This window comes from Carnobacterium funditum DSM 5970 (genome assembly GCF_000744185.1).
Lineage (GTDB): Bacteria > Bacillota > Bacilli > Lactobacillales > Carnobacteriaceae > Carnobacterium_A > Carnobacterium_A funditum.
The window spans coordinates 1,455,001-1,476,554 of record NZ_JQLL01000001.1 but is presented as its reverse complement, the minus strand read 5'-3'; the positions used below and the strand labels follow the sequence as shown (position 1 = coordinate 1,476,554).

At 39.3% G+C, this 21,554-nt stretch carries 13 protein-coding genes, 3 rRNA genes and 1 pseudogene; 16 read left to right on the top strand and 1 reads right to left on the bottom strand.

Features of this window, described 5'->3' with window-relative positions:
• Positions 1–34: 34 nt before the first annotated feature.
• The 16 genes and pseudogenes from BR44_RS06875 (at position 35) to BR44_RS06800 (ending at position 20,451) form a co-directional block, all read left to right on the top strand.
• Positions 35–1,624 carry a putative polysaccharide biosynthesis protein gene (locus BR44_RS06875; RefSeq protein WP_034551459.1) on the top strand — a complete coding sequence of 530 codons (1,590 nt, stop codon included), beginning with the start codon at positions 35–37 and terminating at the stop codon, positions 1,622–1,624.
• 11 nt (positions 1,625–1,635) lie between these two features.
• Positions 1,636–2,691 (top strand): MazG nucleotide pyrophosphohydrolase domain-containing protein, encoded by a 1,056-nt coding sequence (locus tag BR44_RS06870; protein WP_034551457.1) that lies wholly within the window; start codon positions 1,636–1,638, stop codon positions 2,689–2,691.
• Positions 2,688–2,957: an RNA-binding S4 domain-containing protein gene (locus tag BR44_RS06865; RefSeq protein WP_034551456.1), complete on the top strand. Its 270-nt coding sequence runs from the start codon at positions 2,688–2,690 to the stop codon at positions 2,955–2,957. Before BR44_RS06870 ends, BR44_RS06865 begins: the two co-directional genes overlap by 4 nt.
• Before the next feature lie 100 nt (positions 2,958–3,057).
• Positions 3,058–3,489, top strand: coding sequence for an FtsB family cell division protein (locus tag BR44_RS06860; protein WP_034551454.1), 432 nt, complete (start codon positions 3,058–3,060; stop codon positions 3,487–3,489).
• A gap of 146 nt (positions 3,490–3,635) precedes the next feature.
• The gene (locus BR44_RS06855; RefSeq protein ID WP_034551451.1) at positions 3,636–4,124 is read left to right on the top strand and encodes a S1 domain-containing RNA-binding protein; all 489 of its coding nucleotides are present in this window, start codon (positions 3,636–3,638) and stop codon (positions 4,122–4,124) included.
• Between the two features lie 158 nt (positions 4,125–4,282).
• Complete coding sequence (tilS, locus tag BR44_RS06850) at positions 4,283–5,680, top strand: tRNA lysidine(34) synthetase TilS (RefSeq protein ID WP_034551449.1); 1,398 nt, start codon at positions 4,283–4,285, stop codon at positions 5,678–5,680.
• Between the two features lie 33 nt (positions 5,681–5,713).
• On the top strand, positions 5,714–6,250 hold the full coding sequence (gene hpt / locus BR44_RS06845) for a hypoxanthine phosphoribosyltransferase (RefSeq protein WP_034551448.1): 537 nt from the start codon (positions 5,714–5,716) through the stop codon (positions 6,248–6,250).
• A 112-nt stretch (positions 6,251–6,362) separates the two neighbouring features.
• The gene (gene ftsH, locus BR44_RS06840) at positions 6,363–8,513 is read left to right on the top strand and encodes an ATP-dependent zinc metalloprotease FtsH (RefSeq protein ID WP_034551446.1); all 2,151 of its coding nucleotides are present in this window, start codon (positions 6,363–6,365) and stop codon (positions 8,511–8,513) included.
• 142 nt (positions 8,514–8,655) lie between these two features.
• Positions 8,656–9,537 (top strand): Hsp33 family molecular chaperone HslO, encoded by an 882-nt coding sequence (gene hslO, locus BR44_RS06835; RefSeq protein ID WP_034551444.1) that lies wholly within the window; start codon positions 8,656–8,658, stop codon positions 9,535–9,537.
• Positions 9,538–9,746: 209 nt separating this feature from the next.
• The gene (gene cysK / locus BR44_RS06830; RefSeq protein WP_034551443.1) at positions 9,747–10,679 is read left to right on the top strand and encodes a cysteine synthase A; all 933 of its coding nucleotides are present in this window, start codon (positions 9,747–9,749) and stop codon (positions 10,677–10,679) included.
• Between the two features lie 254 nt (positions 10,680–10,933).
• Complete coding sequence (lysS, locus tag BR44_RS06825) at positions 10,934–12,430, top strand: lysine--tRNA ligase (protein ID WP_034551442.1); 1,497 nt, start codon at positions 10,934–10,936, stop codon at positions 12,428–12,430.
• A gap of 627 nt (positions 12,431–13,057) precedes the next feature.
• A 16S ribosomal RNA gene (locus BR44_RS06820) occupies positions 13,058–14,619 on the top strand.
• 204 nt (positions 14,620–14,823) lie between these two features.
• Positions 14,824–17,744: ribosomal RNA gene (locus tag BR44_RS06815) — 23S ribosomal RNA — on the top strand.
• An 88-nt stretch (positions 17,745–17,832) separates the two neighbouring features.
• A 5S ribosomal RNA gene (gene rrf, locus BR44_RS06810) occupies positions 17,833–17,948 on the top strand.
• The 16S, 23S and 5S rRNA genes sit together here, the layout of an rRNA operon.
• 205 nt (positions 17,949–18,153) lie before the next feature.
• A pseudogene (locus BR44_RS12180) lies at positions 18,154–19,416 on the top strand (transposase).
• A gap of 243 nt (positions 19,417–19,659) precedes the next feature.
• On the top strand, positions 19,660–20,451 hold the full coding sequence (locus BR44_RS06800; protein ID WP_156954913.1) for a carbonic anhydrase family protein: 792 nt from the start codon (positions 19,660–19,662) through the stop codon (positions 20,449–20,451).
• A 67-nt stretch (positions 20,452–20,518) separates the two neighbouring features.
• Here BR44_RS06800 and BR44_RS11510 read toward each other — a convergent pair whose 3' ends face one another.
• Positions 20,519–20,677, bottom strand: coding sequence for a hypothetical protein (locus BR44_RS11510; RefSeq protein WP_156954911.1), 159 nt, complete (start codon positions 20,675–20,677; stop codon positions 20,519–20,521).
• Positions 20,678–21,554 lie beyond the last annotated feature (877 nt).

Here is a 21,554-nt window from a genome sequence, read left to right as displayed (position 1 = left end):
CTATCCATTGCACTTTGAAAGGGGAGTTTTCTGCTTGGATAATCAACAAATGAGAAAAACGATGAATGGGGCGGTACTTCTTTCTTTAGCAGCCTTGATTGCGAAAATTCTTAGTGCAGTTTATCGTGTGCCATTCCAAAACATAGTAGGTAACACGGGTTTTTACGTTTACCAGCAAGTCTATCCTATTTATGGAATTGGAATGACGATAGCTTTAAGTGGGTTGCCAGTTTTTTTGTCTAAGCTTATTGCAGAACAGAAAAATGAGAAACGACAAACTAACTTAATTAAAAAAGTTTTCATGTTACTAGCGGTCTTTTCGATTTTCTTATTTTCTTTAGTTTTCTTTGGATCAGATTGGATTGCCCAAGGAATGGGAGATAGGCAATTGTCTCCAATTATTCAGTCAGTCTCGTGGTTATTTTTATTGGTACCAGTATTAACAACAACCCGTGGTTATTTTCAAGGAACATTTCACATGATGCCTACAGCTGTCTCGCAAGTTGTGGAACAAGTTATTCGTGTGACGGTTATTTTGTTAGCGGCTTTTCTGTATAAGTCATTAAACTGGGATGTCTATCAAATGGGAACAGCTGCTATGAGTAGTTCCTGGATTGCTGGATTAGCAGCTAGTTTGGTTCTAGGAATAGCACTGTTAAGGAACAGAGAGACTGTTGAAGATTCCTTTTTTTATCTAGAAGATGAATCATCAGAAACAATACGCTACAGCTTATTAACTAGACGATTTATGACAGAAGGCTTGGCAATCTGTCTGTTAAGTGCTCTTTTGATCTTATTGCAGTTGATTGATTCCTTTACTTTGTATAAAGGGTTAACTCAATCAGGAATCTCTTCGGAACTGGCTAAGAATGCTAAAGGTATTTATGATCGAGGACAACCTTTAATTCAGTTAGGGATGATAGTGGCAACAGCTTTCTCAACGACACTTATACCGATACTGAGTCGAGCAGTTACTGAAAAAAAAGAAACTAAATTTTTACGATCAGCTAGTTCGATGGTCCGTATGACGCTAACCTTTTCAATAGCTGCAACAACAGGCCTAATTGTTTTGATGCCTTACATTAATCAATTCCTATTTGGTGATCGCTCTGGGGTAAGGATTTTGAGTATTTATATGTTAGCTATTTTGTTCGCCTCATTGATAGGCACTTATAATGCTATTTTGCAAAGTAGAAATCAATATTATTTAACAATGGTTGCTTTGATGATTGGCTTATTGGTAAAATGGTTAGCGAATACTTGGTTAATAATCAAAATCGGAACAATAGGTGCAAGTATAGCGACGGTCTTATCTTTAGTAGTTATTTTATTTGTTGTCAGATTAGGGTTACCGGTAGTCTTAAGGAAAGAATTTAAAAAGAATGGCATTGTTTTTAAATTAGCTTGGCTTAGTCTAGCTATGGCAACAATAGTATGGTTAGGAACACAATTTATAGAAAAATGGATTTTTAATGGCGGGCACCGGATAGATGCTTTTGCTTTAACGATTCTAGGTGTAATAATAGGGGTTAGGGTATTCTTATATGGATTATCTTATCTAAACGTTTTAACGATTCGTGAATGGTTATCATTGCCTTTTGGGAAAAAAATGCTAAGAAAGTAGGGGGAAGTAAAGTGGGGAAAATTAGTGTTGTAGGCTTAGGTCCAGGAGACATGGAGCAACTACCAATGGGTGTTTACCGTTTGCTAAAAAGTGACAAGCCTATTTATTTACGAACCAAGTTACATCCAGTTGTTTCAGAATTAGAGCAGGAAGGGTTCGAATTTCATTCTTTCGATGCGGTATATGAAAAAAATGACCAGTTTGAAGAAGTTTATAATACTATTGCAGCAGAATTAATTGAGTTAGCTGGCAGGCAAGATATTATCTACGCGGTTCCAGGGCATCCAATGGTTGCAGAAAAGTCCGTTCAACTACTGCTTGATAATAAACAAGGAATTGAGATTAACATCAAAGGCGGAAAAAGCTTTTTAGATGATCTATTTCAAGCTGTTCAAATTGATCCAATAGAAGGCTTTCAATTAGTTGATGCGTTAGATTTAAAACAGGACGAATTGGAAGTAGGACAACACATCATTATCATGCAAGTGTTTAATCAATACATTGCAAGTGATGTTAAACTAACGTTAATGGAAAAATACCCAGTTAATCATGTTGTAGCATTCGTTCATGCAGCAGGAAGCAAAATAGAAAAAGTTGAATGGCTGCCGTTAGTTGAAATTGACCGTATGGAAGGCGTTCATAACTTAACTTCTATGTATGTTCCTCCTTTGGCTCGAGATAACCAAACGAAGTCTTTTCAAACTGTGCAATATTATATGGACTTGATTACTGGGGAAACAGGGGATGTTTGGATTAAAGAACAAACACATGAAAGTTTAATCCCTTATTTAAAAGAAGAAACAGCAGAATTTATAAAGGCTGTTGAAAAAGAAGATGATACGAATATGGTAGAAGAATTAGGGGATATTCTAATGCAAGTCTTGTATCATACCAACTTAGGAGAGCAATCGGGCTATTTTTCTTTAGAAGAAGTGTTAGAGACGCTTAATGAAAAACTACGCCGGCGCCATCCGCATGTATTTGATGAATTTGAAGCAACGAGTATCGAAGAAGTAGAAACCTTGTGGCAAAAAATAAAATTAAAAGAAATGAGGGGAAAAGAATGAGACTAGATAAATTTTTGAAAATTTCACGTATTATTAAACGACGTACGATAGCTAAGGAAGTTGCAGATAAAGGGCGCATTCAAGTAAACGGAATAGTAGCTAAATCTTCATCGGATGTAAAATTAGGAGATGAATTAACAATCAGTTTTGGAAATAAAACAATGGTTGTAAAAATAGAAAAAATTGTTGAATCAACAAAAAAAGAAGAAACCAAGGAAATGTATAGTATTATTAGTGAAAAATCAAAAAGTGATGAAAATGAGTAATAGTTTTATTTAGTGGTCTATTGTCAATTATATTAGACAACGCATCCGCTTTCTTGCTATAATCAAACTAATAATAGAGTAGCAAGAGGATGGGGGATTCATGAAGAAAAAAGAGCCGACGAATGTTGCTAGATTGCAAAACGACTATACAAAAGCTAAAACCCTTCAAGCTCATCATGAACACAAAAAAAAGCGTAGGATGCGCTTAAGAGCGACCGTCATTTTAGTGATTGGTTCATTTGTTATCATCTTTTTATCTCTAAAAATATGGACGAATGTTCAATCCGTTTCAAAAATGAAAACTGAAAAAAGACAAGTAGAAGTTACTTTAAAAGATACGCAACAAGAACAAGAACAGCTACAAATCCAAGTGAAACGTTTAGAAGATGAAGATTATGTAGCTAAATTAGCCAGAAGCCAATATTATTTATCTAAAGATAATGAAATTATTTTTAGTTTACCTGAAGATAATGCTGCAAAAGTAATTGAAAATACAAAAGAAAACGAAAAAAATGTTCAAGAAAACGATTAATGACAACATTATCAAGAGAAGAACTAAGTTTAGTAAAAAAAAAGACTATTATTTCTAAAGAAATCATTAATTAGTAATAAACTGTTTGAAGTCGCCAGATAGCATGCTATAATAAGCATACAAGTTCTAAGGAGGAAACAATTTTAATGTCAATTGAAGTGGGAAATAAAGTTTCGGGAAAAGTATCAGGTATTACAAATTTTGGTGCATTCATCGATCTAGGAGACAGAAAAACTGGATTAGTTCATATTAGTGAAGTATCCGATAGTTTTATCAAAGATATCAAAGATGTATTGAAAATTGGAGAAGAAGTCACTGTGAAAGTCATGTCCATTGGAGACGATGGAAAAATTGGTCTTTCGATTAGACGTGCAGTTGATAAACCAGTTGAACCTGCTTCAAGTACTCAAGAAAAGACAGGCGGCTATCAAGGACGTCGGGAAAGCGCAGCTCCTCGTAGTGGCGGATACCAAAGTCAACGCGGAAACAGCCGTGGAATGAAAAGCGTAGAACCTAAAAAGGATGATTTTGATTCATTGATGTCATCATTTTTAAAAGATAGTGATGATCGTTTAACAACATTAAAACGAAGTACTGAAGGAAAGCGCGGCGGACGTGGTGGACGTCGTAACTAAAAAGAAAAACCAGGGATAAGGAGACTTATCCTTTTTTATATTTATCCTTACTCGTTAGCAGAGTAAGAGGCTGATCAAAGATTAATAAAAAAGCGAACATGAACCAGGATGTATCTAGTTAAAAAATAGTTAAATTCATAATACGAGGTGATAAGGAAATGGAATTGTTTTCTGATTTTTTGAAAAATTGTCAACAACATCTTCTTTGGAAGCCCTCGGATCGATTATTGATTGCTGTTTCTGGCGGAGTTGATTCAATGGTGTTGTTGAATTTGATTCAACGAGTGCCAGATGCATTGCGCCCTTGGTACGGTGTTGTTCATGTTAATCATGAATTACGTACTGCATCTATTGCAGAAGAATCTTTTTTAGAAGAACAGTGTCGAATAAAAAAAATCCCTTACTTTAGTCGCAATTGGAAAAGCGATCAACACCCTAAAACAGGAATAGAATTGGCGGCTCGCAATTTCAGGTATACTTTTTTTAAAGAAATGATGGAAGCCAATCAAGCAACTCATCTTTTGACAGCTCACCATGCAGATGATCAATTAGAAACGATTTTGATGCGATTAGTACGTGGTGGACAGCTAGAAGGGATGACGGGCATTCAAGTTCAACGTTTTTTTGGGACAGGGTTGCTTGTTCGACCATTATTGCAATATGCTAAAGAAGAGATTTACGCCTATAGTGAAACCAATCATCTGGATTATTATGAAGATGAGACCAATATAGAGTTAACATACACGCGTAATCGCTATCGACAGACAATTGCCCCTCTCTTGAAGCTTGAAAACAATCAAGTTTTGAATCATTTCAGAGACTTCTCATCCGATTTATCAGATGTTCTATTTTTAGCTAATCAAGTTATTCAACAAAAAAGCGCTCAAGTTTTATTGGAAAGTAAATCCGATTTCTATGAAATAGATAAATCGACATTACTAGGTTTTGAACCGGAGATTCAAAGACTAGTATTAAAGCATATTTTATTAAACAAAGTGTATCATTCTTGCCCAGTTGAAACGCTTAGAAAACAAGTAGCAGAATTATTGGATTTGATGACAGGAAGTAAATCTAATGCGCAATTAGATTTGCCTGGCGGATGGAAAGGTAGACGTCAATATCAGCAATTTTTTTTAGAAAAAACTAATCTTATCAAAACAAATTATCTTCAAAATGAAGAGGAATTAGTGCCTGGTCAATGGGTTTCTCTAGCAGACGGAAGACGTGTAGGATTATTCCAAGTAGCAGCTGATGCTAATTCAGCTTTTGAAATAGATAGACACATGTGGCTTGACCCTGAGCAGGTAGTTTTGCCTTTAATCATTCGGCACCGTAAACCTGGCGATCGAATGACGATAAAAGGAATGAAGATAGGGCATAAAAAAATAAAAGATATCTTAATCGATCAAAAAGTGCCTTTAAAAGAACGAGAAGAAACACTAGTAATAAACGATTCCTTAGGTGAAATTATTTGGTTGTTAAAATATAAGGAATCAAGATTGTCTATTCAACGGGAAACTGATAAAATACAATACATACTCGTTTACCAAAGATAAAAGAGGTCGTATTGAAAGGGAGAACTTAAAACTATGAAAAATGATATTGAACGTGTGCTTTTTTCAAGAGAAGCACTAGCAGCAAGAACAATAGAACTAGGTCAACAGCTAACAGTTGATTATAAAGAGAAAACTCCTTTAGTTGTTGGGATTTTAAAGGGAGCAACGCCTTTCTTGTCTGACTTGATAAAAGAAATGGATGTTTATCTTGAGATGGACTTTATGGATGTCTCGAGTTATGGAGGAGGGATTACTTCTTCAGGTGAAGTAAAAATTCTTAAAGATTTAGATACGAATGTTGAAGGGAAAGACTTGTTAATTGTCGAAGATATTATTGATAGTGGACGAACATTGAATTATTTAATAGAAATGTTCCGTTACCGTAAAGCGAAATCGATCAAAATCGTTACGTTGTTAGATAAGCCGGAAGGACGGGTAATCGATATGAAAGCTGACTACGTTGGTTTCTTAGTTCCTAATGAGTTTGTAGTCGGTTATGGATTAGATTATGATGAAAAATATCGTAATTTACCTTATATTGGTATCTTAAAACCAGAAATTTACCAATAGAAATAAATGGTCAATGAAGGTCAAATGTGATATGATTAGATGGATTTAAAATATTTAAATTAAAAAGTACAGAAAAAAACTATAAAGGTTTATTTGTAGAAGGAGGGCAACAATGAAAAAAGGACTCTTAAAAAATGGAGTCTTCTATGCAATCGTATTTCTAGGGATTATTGGAATCGTGACCTGGGCAACAGGTGGCTCATCTGGGGAACAAAGTACTGAAATTCCAGCTAGTGAATTCGTAACGCAATTAGAAGAAGATCAAATCAAAAAATTTACAATCCAACCTAATGCCGGTGTATATAAAATCACTGGAGAATATCGTGAAGCTCAACCTTTGAAAAAAGAGTCTGGTTCAGATATTAATATTTTTGGATCAACTGAAACATCTAGCACAAATTTTACAACATCTATTTTACAAAATGACTCAACAGTAAGTGAAATTGATTCTCTTGCTAAAGAGAATAAGATAGAAGTAGCACCACTTCCTGAGGAATCTTCAGGAATATGGGTAACATTGTTGGTTTCTGTTTTACCATTAGTTATCTTTGTGTTTTTCATCTATATGATGATGGGACAAAGTGGACAAGGCGGCGGCGGACAAGGCGGACGCGGCGTTATGAATTTTGGTAAATCAAAAGCAAAAGAATCTGATAATAAAACAAACAAAGTTCGTTTTTCTGACGTTGCTGGTGCAGATGAAGAAAAAGAAGAACTTGTAGAAGTTGTTGAATTCTTAAAAGACCCAAGACGTTTTTCAGAACTTGGTGCGCGTATTCCAGCAGGTGTTTTATTAGAGGGACCTCCTGGGACAGGTAAAACTTTACTTGCTAAAGCCGTTGCTGGTGAAGCTGGTGTGCCGTTTTATTCTATTTCCGGTTCAGACTTCGTTGAGATGTTTGTCGGAGTTGGAGCAAGTCGTGTACGTGATTTATTTGAAAATGCAAAGAAAACTGCACCATCTATTATTTTTATTGATGAAATTGATGCAGTAGGCCGTCAACGTGGCGCAGGAATGGGTGGCGGACATGATGAACGCGAACAAACATTAAACCAACTATTGGTTGAATTAGATGGATTCTCTGGTAATGAAGGAGTTATCGTCATTGCTGCAACGAACCGTTCTGACGTTTTAGACCCTGCGTTGTTACGTCCAGGTCGTTTTGACCGTCAAATTTTAGTTGGGCATCCAGACGTTAAGGGACGCGAAGCGATTTTGAAAGTTCATGCTAAAAACAAACCAATCAGTAAAAATGTAGACTTAAGAGTCATTGCAACTCAAACGCCAGGTTTTTCTGGTGCTGATTTAGAAAATCTATTGAATGAAGCAGCTTTAGTTGCTGCAAGACGTAATAAGAAGACAATTGATGCGCTAGATTTAGACGAAGCTCAAGACCGAGTTATTGCAGGTCCAGCTAAGAGAAATCGAGTTATTAGTAAAGTTGAACGAGCAATGATTGCATACCATGAAGCGGGTCATACAATTGTTGGAATGGTCTTAAGTGATGCCCGTGTGGTTCACAAAGTAACCATCGTTCCTCGCGGAAGAGCTGGTGGATATGCTATCATGCTTCCTAAAGAAGATCGTTTCTTAATGACTAAAAAAGAAATGACTGAACAGATTGTTGGATTGCTAGGTGGACGTGTAGCTGAAGAATTAGTTTTCGATTCACAATCATCAGGAGCAAGCAATGATTTCCAACAAGCTACTGCCTTAGCTAGAAGTATGGTAACAGAATATGGGATGAGTGATAAATTAGGTCCAGTACAATATGAAGGAAATCATCAAGTGTTTGTTGGACGTGATTATGGTCAAACCAAAGCGTATTCTGAACAAGTTGCCTTTGAAATCGATCAAGAAGTTCGCGCTATCATCGTTGCAGCTCATGATCAGGCACGTCAGATTCTCGAAGAGCACAAAGATGCACACAAATTGATAGCTGACAAATTACTTGAACTGGAAACATTAGATGAGCTGACAATTAAGAGCTTATTTGAAACGGGTAAAATGCCTGAACCAGTAAACTCTTCAGAAGATGAATTTCCTCATGAAGAAACTGAAGGAAAGTCATTTGAAGAAATTAAACGAGCAAGAAAAGCAAAAGAAACTGAACGTTTAGAAAAAGAACAAAAAAGACATGAACCACTAGAAGACGCCGAAGAAATTGTAGAAGATGTAAAAAAAGAACTAGGCGTTGACGAAGAAGATTACAAAGAAAGAAATTCACCAGATAAAAAAAATAATGATTTAGATAGTCATTAATTTATAAAACAAAAAAAGGTTGCGTGTATATGCGCTCCTTTTTTTTTTTCAATACGATACAATAAACATACTTACTTTACTTTAGTAACTTTCTGATTTAAAGTAAGAATAATGAAAAATCACTGCTGAAGGAGTTAAGAAAATGTCAGATTATTTATTGAAAAGTTTAGGCTACAATGGTGAAGTTAGAGTGTATGCTATTGACGCAACAGAAACGGTTGCAGAAGCACAACGCAGACACGGAACTTGGAGTGTAGCTTCAGCGGCATTAGGCCGAACAATGATAGGAGCTATTTTGCTTGGAGCTACGCTAAAAGGCAAAGAAAAAATGACTGTAAAAATTGAAGGGAACGGCCCAACTGGTCATATAATTGTAGATAGCAATGGAAAATGTGAAGTGAAAGGTTATATCGCTAATCCTAAAATAAGTCTTCCGTTAAATGAAGCTGGAAAGTTAGATGTTCGTGGAGCAGTAGGATCACAAGGAACGCTAACTGTGACCAAAGACTTAGGTATGAAAGAAGCTTTTTCTGGACAAGTTCCATTAGTTAGTGGCGAGTTAGGTGAAGACTTCACTTATTATATGGCGACTTCAGAACAAACGCCTTCAGCTATTGGACTAAGCGTGCTAGTCGATACAGACGATTCTATTAAAGCAGCTGGAGGCTTTATGATTCAAGTTATGCCAGATGCAACAGAGGAAACCATTACAGCGCTTGAAAATCGATTAGCTTCTATTCCAATGATTTCTCAATTGATGGAAAATGGAGAAAATCCTGAAGCTATTTTAGATCGTCTAGTTGGTGAAGGAAATGTGAAGGTTTTAGAAAAAATGCCTGTATCTTTTAAGTGCGACTGTTCAAAAGAGCGTTTTGCAACGGCTATAATTGCTCTTGGTGGAGAAGAAATTGACAGTATGATTGAAGAAGATCATGGTGCTGAAGCGAGCTGCCATTTCTGTGGCAACCAATATCATTATGATATCGCTGATTTAGAAAAGTTGAAGGCAGAAGCAATAAGTTAAGTAGTGTACAATCAGAAAATAGAGTTAATGAGAGTAAGTGCAGTATTGGTATGTAACTATATTGCACTTATTTTCTTTTTTATTTGAAAGGTGTTAATGTCTTTTTTTTATGAACGATACAATAGTAGGCAAACAGCTTCTGCTTGCTATCGCAGTAGATAAACTTTAGAATTATTATAATGAAAAATATTTTGGGGAGGAACAAGCTAATGGCGAAAATTGTTACTAGCATCACAGAATTAATTGGAGATACACCTTTATTAAAACTATCAAGTAAAATTGTGCCAGCCGGTGCAGCGGAAGTTTATGTCAAGATAGAATCCGCAAATGTTGGTGGCAGTATAAAAGATAGAATAGCAATGAATATGATTGAAGTAGCCGAACAAGAAGGGAAATTAAAAGCAGGAGATATTATTGTTGAACCAACTAGCGGTAATACAGGTGTTGGGTTAGCAATGATTGCAGCAGCAAAAGGCTATAAATCTGTTTTTGTTATGCCCGATACGATGAGCATTGAGCGTCGTAAATTACTAAAAGCATACGGAGCTGAACTGATATTGACACCGGGAACGGGTGGGATTAAAGCATCCATTGCTAAAGCTACGGAGATAGCTGCTCAACCCGGCTACTTTATGCCGTTACAATTTGAAAATATGGCAAATCCTGCTGTTCATGCAGCAACTACTGGTCCCGAAATTTTAGCCGCTTTTGATGGGAAAGCACCAGATGCTTTCATCGCTACTGTAGGAACTGGCGGGACATTAACGGGTGTAGGGAAAGTTTTAAAAGAGGCTGATCCAAGTACTAAAGTTTATGCTCTTGAACCTACCGAATCACCGGTGTTAAGTGGTGGTGATCCGAATCCGCATAAAATACAAGGAATTGGAACAGGATTTGTGCCAAAAGTATTAGATACACTTGTTTTTGATGATGTTTTACACGTTACGAGTGAAGAAGCTTTCGATATGACACGTAAACTGGCTTTGATGGAGGGTTTATTAGTTGGTATCTCCTCTGGTGCAGCGATTAAAGGCGCGATAGATGTAGCTATCGAATTAGGTACAGGGAAAAAGGTTGTTACTATTGCTCCAGATAGTGGAGAGCGTTATCTTTCAACAGCTTTATTCCCTAGCGAGGATTGAAACCGTAAGGATATAGGTCATATTAGATGATATGATTAACCTATTAAATCGTTTTCTTGATAAGGCAGAAGAACGTGAAATAAAAAAGTGTAAAAAGCAACAGTGCTAGAAGCTTAAAAAATAAAAGAAAACAAGAAAGCAAGTTAGAGAATACATGAAAAATTCTCTAATTCACTTGCTTTTTTTGTGTGCTCTTGGCATTATAAAGAAGACAACTTAACAGATGGAATAATTATAGAAATGGAGTGGAATACATGAGCCACGAAGAAATGCATGAAGAAATGAATGACCAATTATTAGTAAGACGAGAAAAAATGAATCATCTACGTGAACGTGGAATTGATCCTTTCGGTGGACGCTTTGAAAGAACACATTTATCGAGTGAAATACATGCAAGCTATGATGGATTTTCAAAAGAAGAAATAGCTGAAAAAGAAGTTATTGTAACCGTTGCAGGTCGAATGATGACTAAACGTGGAAAAGGAAAAGTTGGTTTCGCACATTTGCAAGATCGTAAAGGTAGACTTCAACTTTACGTTCGTAAAGATACTGTAGGAGATGAGAATTACGAAACATTTGATAATGCAGATTTAGGTGATTTTATCGGGGTTACGGGAACAGTTATGAAAACAAATACAGGTGAAGTGACAATTAAACCAACTTCTATTGTACAATTGTCAAAAGCGTTGCGACCTTTACCGGATAAATACCACGGATTGACAAATGTAGAGCAACGTTACAGACAACGTTACTTAGATTTGATTAGTAACCAAGAAAGTTTTGATCGTTTTACAAAACGGAGCGAAATCATTCGTGAAATTCGGACTTTTTTGAATGCAAAAGATTATCTAGAAGTTGAAACTCCAATATTGCAAAATCTTGCTGGCGGGGCAGCTGCTCGTCCATTCATTACACATCATAATGCTCTAGATATGGAATTGTATTTGCGGATTGCACTTGAGTTGCATTTGAAACGGTTGATAGTTGGAGGCATGGAGAAGGTTTATGAAATAGGGCGCGTTTTTCGTAATGAAGGAATAGATACAACGCATAATCCGGAATTTACTATGTTAGAGGTTTATACAGCCTATACTGATTTTAATGACGTAATGGATTTGACAGAAGATTTGATTCGCACAGTTACGGAACGAGTAGTTGGAACAGGTCATATTGTTTATAATGAACAAGATATTGATATTGCTAGTCCATGGAAGCGTCAGCATATGGTAGATGCGATTAAAGAACAAACTGGAGTTGACTTTTGGCAAGAAATGACTGATGAAGAAGCCATTTCACTTGCAAAAGAACACAAGGTACCAGTACCAGAGCATAGCCAATTTGGACATATTGTGAATGAATTCTTTGAAATGTTTGTAGAAGATAAATTAATTCAACCTACTTTTATATTTGGTCACCCAGTTGAGATTTCTCCTTTGGCAAAGAAAAATTTTGATGATCCAAGGTTTACCGATCGTTTTGAAGTGTTTATTTTAGGAAATGAATATGGAAATGCATTTAGTGAATTGAATGATCCGATTGATCAAAAAGAACGATTTGAAGCACAAGGAAAAGAACGTGAACAAGGGAATGATGAAGCACACCCTATAGATGAAGACTTCATAGAAGCATTAGAATACGGAATGCCCCCAACAGGTGGGTTAGGAATAGGGATTGACCGTCTAGTTATGCTCTTAACAAATGCACAATCTATTCGTGATGTATTACTATTTCCTGCAATGCGTAATAATTAATAAAGAAAAACTTCCATAATACTTGTAAATTTGAAAGGTCAGATCATTTTTGTGGCCTTACCTTTCGAATCATCAAGTTATAGGAATTTTTTTTATCCATTAAGCTTTGAAAATATAACTATTAAGAAACTAATATAATAGAGAGAAGTTTGAAATTATCAAGAAAATGAATATTTATACTGTATAAAATATAAGATGATATCTGTATTTAAAAATAAAAATAGCGATTTATTTTGTTTTAATAATAAAAAAAGCTGTATTATAAGTGTTTTCTATCTCGGTAAATAAAAAAATGGTTATTTGTTATAAAAACAGTTGACGTAAGTTCAACAAGCTGTTATATTAGTAGATGTCGCAGCGATACAACGCAGCAACGAAAAAAATAACTTTCAAGAAGTTGTTGACAAGTTAAACAACTTCTGGTAATATTTAGAAGTTGTCAAAACGACAACGACAAACAAATTAGACCTTTGAAAACTGAACAAAGTAAAACAATAAACTGTGTACGGCGGTTCGACCAAGGGTCGAACCAAAAGAAACAAAGTGAATAATTATTCGCTAGCAAGTCATTTTAATGAGCTTCAAGCATCGTTAAAAAGCGAAGCAATCCTAACGGGTTGGTTCAACTTTTATGAGAGTTTGATCCTGGCTCAGGACGAACGCTGGCGGCATGCCTAATACATGCAAGTCGAACGCTTCTTTCCTATTGAGTGCTTGCACTCGACTGGAAAGAGGAGTGGCGGACGGGTGAGTAACACGTGGGTAACCTGCCCATAAGTGGGGGATAACATTCGGAAACGGATGCTAATACCGCATAATTCTGATTGCCGCATGGCGAACGGATGAAAGGTGGCTTCGGCTACCGCTTATGGATGGACCCGCGGCGTATTAGCTAGTTGGTGAGGTAATGGCTCACCAAGGCAATGATACGTAGCCGACCTGAGAGGGTGATCGGCCACACTGGGACTGAGACACGGCCCAGACTCCTACGGGAGGCAGCAGTAGGGAATCTTCCGCAATGGACGAAAGTCTGACGGAGCAATGCCGCGTGAGTGAAGAAGGTTTTCGGATCGTAAAACTCTGTTGTTAGAGAAGAACAAGGATGAGAGTAACTGCTCATCCCCTGACGGTATCTAACCAGAAAGCCATGGCTAACTACGTGCCAGCAGCCGCGGTAATACGTAGATGGCAAGCGTTGTCCGGATTTATTGGGCGTAAAGCGAGCGCAGGCGGTTCTTTAAGTCTGATGTGAAAGACCCCAGCTCAACTGGGGAAGGTCATTGGAAACTGGAGAACTTGAGTGCAGAAGAGGAGAGTGGAATTCCATGTGTAGCGGTGAAATGCGTAGATATATGGAGGAACACCAGTGGCGAAGGCGACTCTCTGGTCTGTAACTGACGCTGAGGCTCGAAAGCGTGGGGAGCAAACAGGATTAGATACCCTGGTAGTCCACGCCGTAAACGATGAGTGCTAAGTGTTGGGGGGTTTCCGCCCCTCAGTGCTGCAGCTAACGCATTAAGCACTCCGCCTGGGGAGTACGGCCGCAAGGCTGAAACTCAAAGGAATTGACGGGGACCCGCACAAGCGGTGGAGCATGTGGTTTAATTCGAAGCAACGCGAAGAACCTTACCAGGTCTTGACATCCTTTGACCACTCTAGAGATAGAGCTTTCCCTTCGGGGACAAAGTGACAGGTGGTGCATGGTTGTCGTCAGCTCGTGTCGTGAGATGTTGGGTTAAGTCCCGCAACGAGCGCAACCCCTATTATTAGTTGCCAGCATTCAGTTGGGCACTCTAGTGAGACTGCCGGTGATAAACCGGAGGAAGGTGGGGATGACGTCAAATCATCATGCCCCTTATGACCTGGGCTACACACGTGCTACAATGGATGGTACAACGAGTCGCAAGATCGCGAGGTCAAGCTAATCTCTTAAAGCCATTCTCAGTTCGGATTGCAGGCTGCAACTCGCCTGCATGAAGCCGGAATCGCTAGTAATCGCGGATCAGAACGCCGCGGTGAATACGTTCCCGGGTCTTGTACACACCGCCCGTCACACCACGAGAGTTTGTAACACCCGAAGTCGGTGAGGTAACCCTTTTGGGAGCCAGCCGCCTAAGGTGGGATAGATAATTGGGGTGAAGTCGTAACAAGGTAGCCGTATCGGAAGGTGCGGCTGGATCACCTCCTTTCTAAGGATATAACGGAACCGTCACAGTTGTTTTACTTTGCTCAGTTTTGAGAGGTCTAATCTTCTCAAACAGTAAGTTAGTTGTTCTTTGAAAACTGGATAGTGTTTAACATGTAAGAAAAGCAAGAAACCAAGAAAACATCGCGTTTTATTTTTTAATGTATTTCTTCACCATGAGGTGAATGAAATAGTTAACATGACCATAGGTTAAGTTAATAAGGGCGCACGGTGGATGCCTTGGCACTAGGAGCCGAAGAAGGACGGGACTAACGCCGATATGCTTTGGGGAGCTGTAAGTAAGCTTTGATCCAGAGATTTCCGAATGGGGAAACCCAGCACTCTTTATCGGGTGTTACTATTGACTGAATACATAGGTCAATAGAGGTAGACGCAGAGAACTGAAACATCTAAGTACCTGCAGGAAGAGAAAGAAAAATCGATTCCCTGAGTAGCGGCGAGCGAAACGGGAATAGCCCAAACCAGAAAGCTTGCTTTCTGGGGTTGTAGGACTGAACACATAGAGTCATAAATGAACGAAGTAGGAGAAGCGACCTGGAAAGGTCCGCCAAAGAGGGTAAAAGCCCCGTAACTGAAACTTCGTTCACTCTGATCAGTATCCTGAGTACGGCGGAACACGAGAAATTCCGTCGGAATCCGGGAGGACCATCTCCCAAGGCTAAATACTCCCTAGTGACCGATAGTGAACCAGTACCGTGAGGGAAAGGTGAAAAGAACCCCGAAAGGGGAGTGAAACAGCACCTGAAACCGTGTGCTTACAAGTAGTTAGAGCCCGTTAATGGGTGATAGCGTGCCTTTTGTAGAATGAACCGGCGAGTTACGATCCCATGCGAGGTTAAGTTGATGAGACGGAGCCGTAGCGAAAGCGAGTCTGAATAGGGCGAATGAGTATGTGGTCGTAGACCCGAAACCAAGTGATCTACCCATGTCCAGGTTGAAGGTGCGGTAATACGCACTGGAGGACCGAACCCACGTATGTTGAAAAATGCGGGGATGAGGTGTGGGTAGCGGAGAAATTCCAATCGAACTTGGAGATAGCTGGTTCTCTCCGAAATAGCTTTAGGGCTAGCCTCGGAATTAGAATCATGGAGGTAGAGCAACTGTTTGGACTAGGGGCCCTTCTCGGGTTACCGAATTCAGATAAACTCCGAATGCCATTGATTTATATCCGGGAGTCAGACTACGAGTGATAAGATCCGTAGTCGAGAGGGAAACAGCCCAGACCACCAGCTAAGGTCCCAAAGTTTATGTTAAGTGGAAAAGGATGTGGGGTTGCTTAGACAACTAGGATGTTGGCTCAGAAGCAGCCATCATTTAAAGAGTGCGTAATAGCTCACTAGTCGAGTGACCCTGCGCCGAAAATTTACCGGGGCTAAACATAACACCGAAGCTGTGGATAGAACTTAGGTTCTATGGTAGGAGAGCGTTCTAAGGGCGTCGAAGCTAGACCGTGAGGACTGGTGGAGCGCTTAGAAGTGAGAATGCCGGTATGAGTAGCGAAAGACGGGTGAGAATCCCGTCCACCGAATGACTAAGGTTTCCTGGGGAAGGCTCGTCCTCCCAGGGTTAGTCGGGACCTAAGTCGAGGCCGATAGGCGTAGACGATGGACAACAGGTTGAGATTCCTGTACCAGTTTGTTTTGTTTGAACAATGGAGGGACACAGTAGGCTAAGGAATACGCACTGTTGGATATGTGCGTCCAAGCAACAAGTCTTGAGGTGAGTCAAATGCTTGCCTCTATTAAGGACAAGTTGTGATGGGGAGGGAAATTAAGTACCGAAGTTCCTGATGTCACACTGTCAAGAAAAGCTTCTAGTTAGAAACAATCTGCCCGTACCGCAAACCGACACAGGTAGTCGAGGAGAGAATCCTAAGGTGTGCGAGCGAACTCTCGTTAAGGAACTCGGCAAAATGACCCCGTAACTTCGGGAGAAGGGGTGCTGACCAATTGGTCAGCCGCAGTGAATAGGCCCAAGCAACTGTTTATCAAAAACACAGGTCTCTGCTAAATCGAAAGATGACGTATAGGGGCTGACGCCTGCCCGGTGCTGGAAGGTTAAGAGGATGGGTTAGCTTTCGAGCGAAGCTCAGAATTGAAGCCCCAGTAAACGGCGGCCGTAACTATAACGGTCCTAAGGTAGCGAAATTCCTTGTCGGGTAAGTTCCGACCCGCACGAAAGGCGTAATGATTTGGGCACTGTCTCAACGAGAGACTCGGTGAAATTATAGTACCTGTGAAGATGCAGGTTACCCGCGACAGGACGGAAAGACCCCATGGAGCTTTACTGCAGTTTGATATTGAGTGTTTGTACAGCTTGTACAGGATAGGTAGGAGCCTATGAAGCCAGGACGCTAGTCTTGGTGGAGGCAATGGTGGGATACTACCCTTGCTGTATGACCACTCTAACCCACAGCCATAATCTGGCTGGGAGACAGTGTCTGACGGGCAGTTTGACTGGGGCGGTCGCCTCCTAAAGTGTAACGGAGGCGCCCAAAGGTTCCCTCAGAATGGTTGGAAATCATTCGTAGAGTGTAAAGGCAGAAGGGAGCTTGACTGCGAGACCTACAAGTCGAGCAGGGACGAAAGTCGGGCTTAGTGATCCGGTGGTTCCGTATGGAAGGGCCATCGCTCAACGGATAAAAGCTACCCTGGGGATAACAGGCTTATCTCCCCCAAGAGTCCACATCGACGGGGAGGTTTGGCACCTCGATGTCGGCTCATCGCATCCTGGGGCTGTAGTCGGTCCCAAGGGTTGGGCTGTTCGCCCATTAAAGCGGTACGCGAGCTGGGTTCAGAACGTCGTGAGACAGTTCGGTCCCTATCCGTCGCGGGCGCAGGAAATTTGAGAGGAGCTGTCCTTAGTACGAGAGGACCGGGATGGACACACCGCTGGTGTACCAGTTGTTCTGCCAAGAGCATCGCTGGGTAGCTATGTGTGGACGGGATAAACGCTGAAAGCATCTAAGCGTGAAGCCCCCCTCAAGATGAGATTTCCCATCACGTAAGTGAGTAAGACCCCTGAGAGATGATCAGGTAGATAGGTTGGAAGTGGAAGTACAGCGATGTATGGAGCGGACCAATACTAATCGGTCGAGGACTTAACCAATTTTTAAACGATGAAGAAACGGTTTTAAGCCCTTACAGTTAAACACTATCCAGTTTTGAGAGAACAACGTTCTCTTATATGTAAGATGTGTGGTGGCGATGGCAAGAAGGTCACACCTGTTCCCATGCCGAACACAGCAGTTAAGCTTCTTAGCGCCGATGGTAGTGAAGGGTTTCCCTTTGTGAGAGTAGGACGCTGCCGCGCATCTTAAAAAAAGCATCATCTTCGGATGATGCTTTTTTTGTATGTGATTAGTATTATTTCTTAAAATCTTCATCATACACCTGAATCATTAGTACAATTCTAAGTATTTATTACTTACCTTGCAACAACAACATTTTTCGTTGGTTTATTAGACACCTTATAGGTGTACAAAAAGGAGCCAAATCTAATATGGTTAATTCTCACAATAGTAATATCATATGAAAAAAAAGTAAAATTTAACTTTAAAATGGCGGTTTCAGATACTGCTTGAAATTTATGTACCAATTCTGGGGTGATTCTCGTCAAAGAATTTATGGATTTCTTTAATTTTTCAGAATAGAAGATAAGCAACTCTATCATACCCATGATAATTTCGCTTTGATGGAACAGCTGACTTATCAAAATAGGGATAACTATTCAACTGGTTCTTCCGCAAATCTATTGAAGGAAGACTTTATTTTTCAAGTAGTTTATGACAAGTCCAAAATTGTCTTGCAAACTTCGCTTTCCCCGTTCTAGGATCGCATAAGTGAAGAGAATATTTATCAGATGCAAGAGCTCAATCAAAGTCATAATCGATAAGGTAAAGTTAACAAGGAATACGACTGAAAAGGTCTTTAACTTGGAATCAACCCATTCAGATACGGAGGGCAATCAAGAAAAAACTGATGATAATGCTTACTATCAGACCAATGGTTACAATCCGTTAGTGACACTTGATGGGTTGACGGGTGTTTTTTCGTTCTGACAATAGGTATAAATTCTAATGGCGTTAGCGCTCTTTTATAGAGACTCTTTTTGAACATCATGATCAAGTAGTTCCGGTCAGCACTATTCTCGTCCGGGGAGATAGCGGATGCGCCACTCCGGAACTTTACGAAATCTGCGAAGTCTATGACAGCATCTTTGTGGTTCGGTTAAAAGTAAATTGCAACCGTTCAAGGTTGGCAAAAGGTTTTATTCAGATTGACAACAATCATTTGTGGAATAAAAAAAGTCGATTTTTTGACATCCTACCAAGTAAAAAGGTGGACGAAGGGATGCTAAAGCTGTATTAAATCCTCATGCGAAGTAGGTGAACTTCCATTTCGGCGTGACATCGTTATTAATGACTCAGACAAAGTTTGTGCTGAAACGGTTTTTCGTACATATTGCAAACGTGCACTATGGAGAACTTCATCAAAGAGGATGGAAATGGATTTTATTTTGATGAAATCGATAGCTCGTCCTTTCTAGAAAACCACGTTCGAATGGTAGTAAGCTCAATGGTTTAAAACATCGTTAATTTTATGTGTACGCTCTATTTTGCAAAATATCCGGTAGGTATGTAAGTTAACATAATCTAATTGTGCCTATTCAAGCTCGCAGGTAAGGTAGTTCGAACGGGGGACAGGCTATATTGCTAAAACTCAGTTCATATTATGTCTATCAGGAATTTTTCTATCAAGTCCTTGAAAATATCCAGTAGCGCTGTGGGTAAATCAAATGAATCGAATTTAAAATTGATTCTTCCTAAGGCGCGAGCGCATCAATATTTTTTCGAATAGAATGATTCGCCTAAACAAATTGGTGTATTCAATCGGTTGGAATTTGTAGCGTAACAAAAAGTACAGATTTCAGTAAAATTTAAAAAAATGCATCATTTGTTGTAGACGCACGAATTATTAGATATAATAATGAGATATTGTTTTAGAGGAGGAAGAAGAAGAAAATGAAGGAAACAAAAAGATTGAAAAAACATTTAGCAGTTTTAGGTGTGCTCGTCTTTTTTGGACTAAGTGGTTGTGGCCAAAAACAAGTGGTGGAAGCAGACAAAAGCGTCCAAGAAACAACAGAACAAACGTCTGAAAATGAAAACGAAGCGCATCTTGACTATGAAAATCAGAAAGAATGGACTTTTGAATCAGGAGAGATGCAATCCCCAATCAATATCGAAACAAGCAACGCCGAAATAATGAACGAGGATGGTTCTCTCACCTTGAACTATCTGGAAGAGGCTATTGATGTGGTCGATAATGGGCATAGTATTGAAATAGAGGATGGTGGCCAAGCGCTGATTGCTGGCCGTAGTTTTGAACTGACGCAATTTCATCTTCATTCCCCAAGCGAACATACGCTGGACGGGGAGCACTTCCCAATCGAACTGCATTTTGTCCATAAGGCACAAGACGGACGTTTGGCGGTCATCGCGGTTTTCTTCAAAGAAGGAGCGGGGAATGAAACTTTTGAAGCAATCTTGACTGATGTGAATGCGAACGAAGAAACAACGGTTGCAAGCGGGCTTCGCCTGAACGTTACTGAGCTGTTGCCGTCCAACAAAAGCTATTATCATTACCTCGGATCCTTGACGACACCTCCCCTTACGGAAAATGTCGAATGGTATGTGATGGAGAATCCTATTGAAGTATCCGCAGAACAGATTGTGACATTCAACGAATATTATGAAGGCAACAACAGAGAAGTTCAACCACTGGGAGAACGGTCTGTTTTAAAATATGAATAATGGCCTATCGTTAGCGATAGCCTTTTCGTCCAACAAAAATCAGGTCCTTCAATAATTTTGACAGTAGCTACAATTTATTTTTTTGACTGTGAGTAGCGTCTTCGCCAATTTGAACCAGCAAGTAATCGCTTATCTGGTGAATCGGAGAAAAGATGGCATAAAATAATTTTTTCGGCATCATCACCATCGGTAGTTGCAATATGGCTATTTTTGCAATGCCGTACATCGCTAGCTTAATTCTGAATAACGTCTAGCTAAAAAAATGTTGGCTACTAAAATTGAGGTAGAAACTGCACAATAGGGAACAAAACTAAAACGACTTGCTTCGAGAAAATTCTCTCCAAGCAAGTCGTTTTAGTTTTGTTGCACTGATATCTCGCATGACTAATTCTCAAAACAGATGCATCAGCTACTAAAATTAGCGCTTGAAGTGCTGATAATTATATTGGGAGTGTAGATTGTAGAGTGGTACTTCTAGAAAAGGTAACTCTTCTTTCATTTTGTTCGCGTTCAGCCTTATTCTCTTGCTGGGGATTGGTACCGAGACCTCGGTAGAATCCGACAGGTATGCTCTGGTTGTATGGTAGTGGCGGTAATCAATCTGACGACCTCAAAGCCTATTTTATTGAGCATCACGCGTGATATTTATACATCGATTATCGGTCACGGCGCTATGGGTTAAAAACCAATCATGCTTATGCATTCGGGCAGTGGATATATGTAGCCTACTGACATTTAATCAAAACGGTTTTGAATTTATAGAAGGGATGAATCATCTGGAATAAATTCAGTTGAATTACATTGAATATAATTCTAAAATGTTTTTTTCTTATTCTATTATGGAAAAGAATGGGGATTTCTGTTTTATGCAAATAAAAGTATAAATATGTATTTCAAAAAGATTGTTTTTATTAATAACAGAACGTTATGTTGAAATTATGATTTAACATTCGGTTTCTGACCGGATTCGAATCGCGATAGAGCGCTTTTTATTTATTCAATGTTCATGTTTATAAATGATGAAAATTTATTTTGAAAAATGTTGACGAAAGCTAAATAAACTGTTATATTAGTACATGTCGCAGCGATACAACGCAGCAACG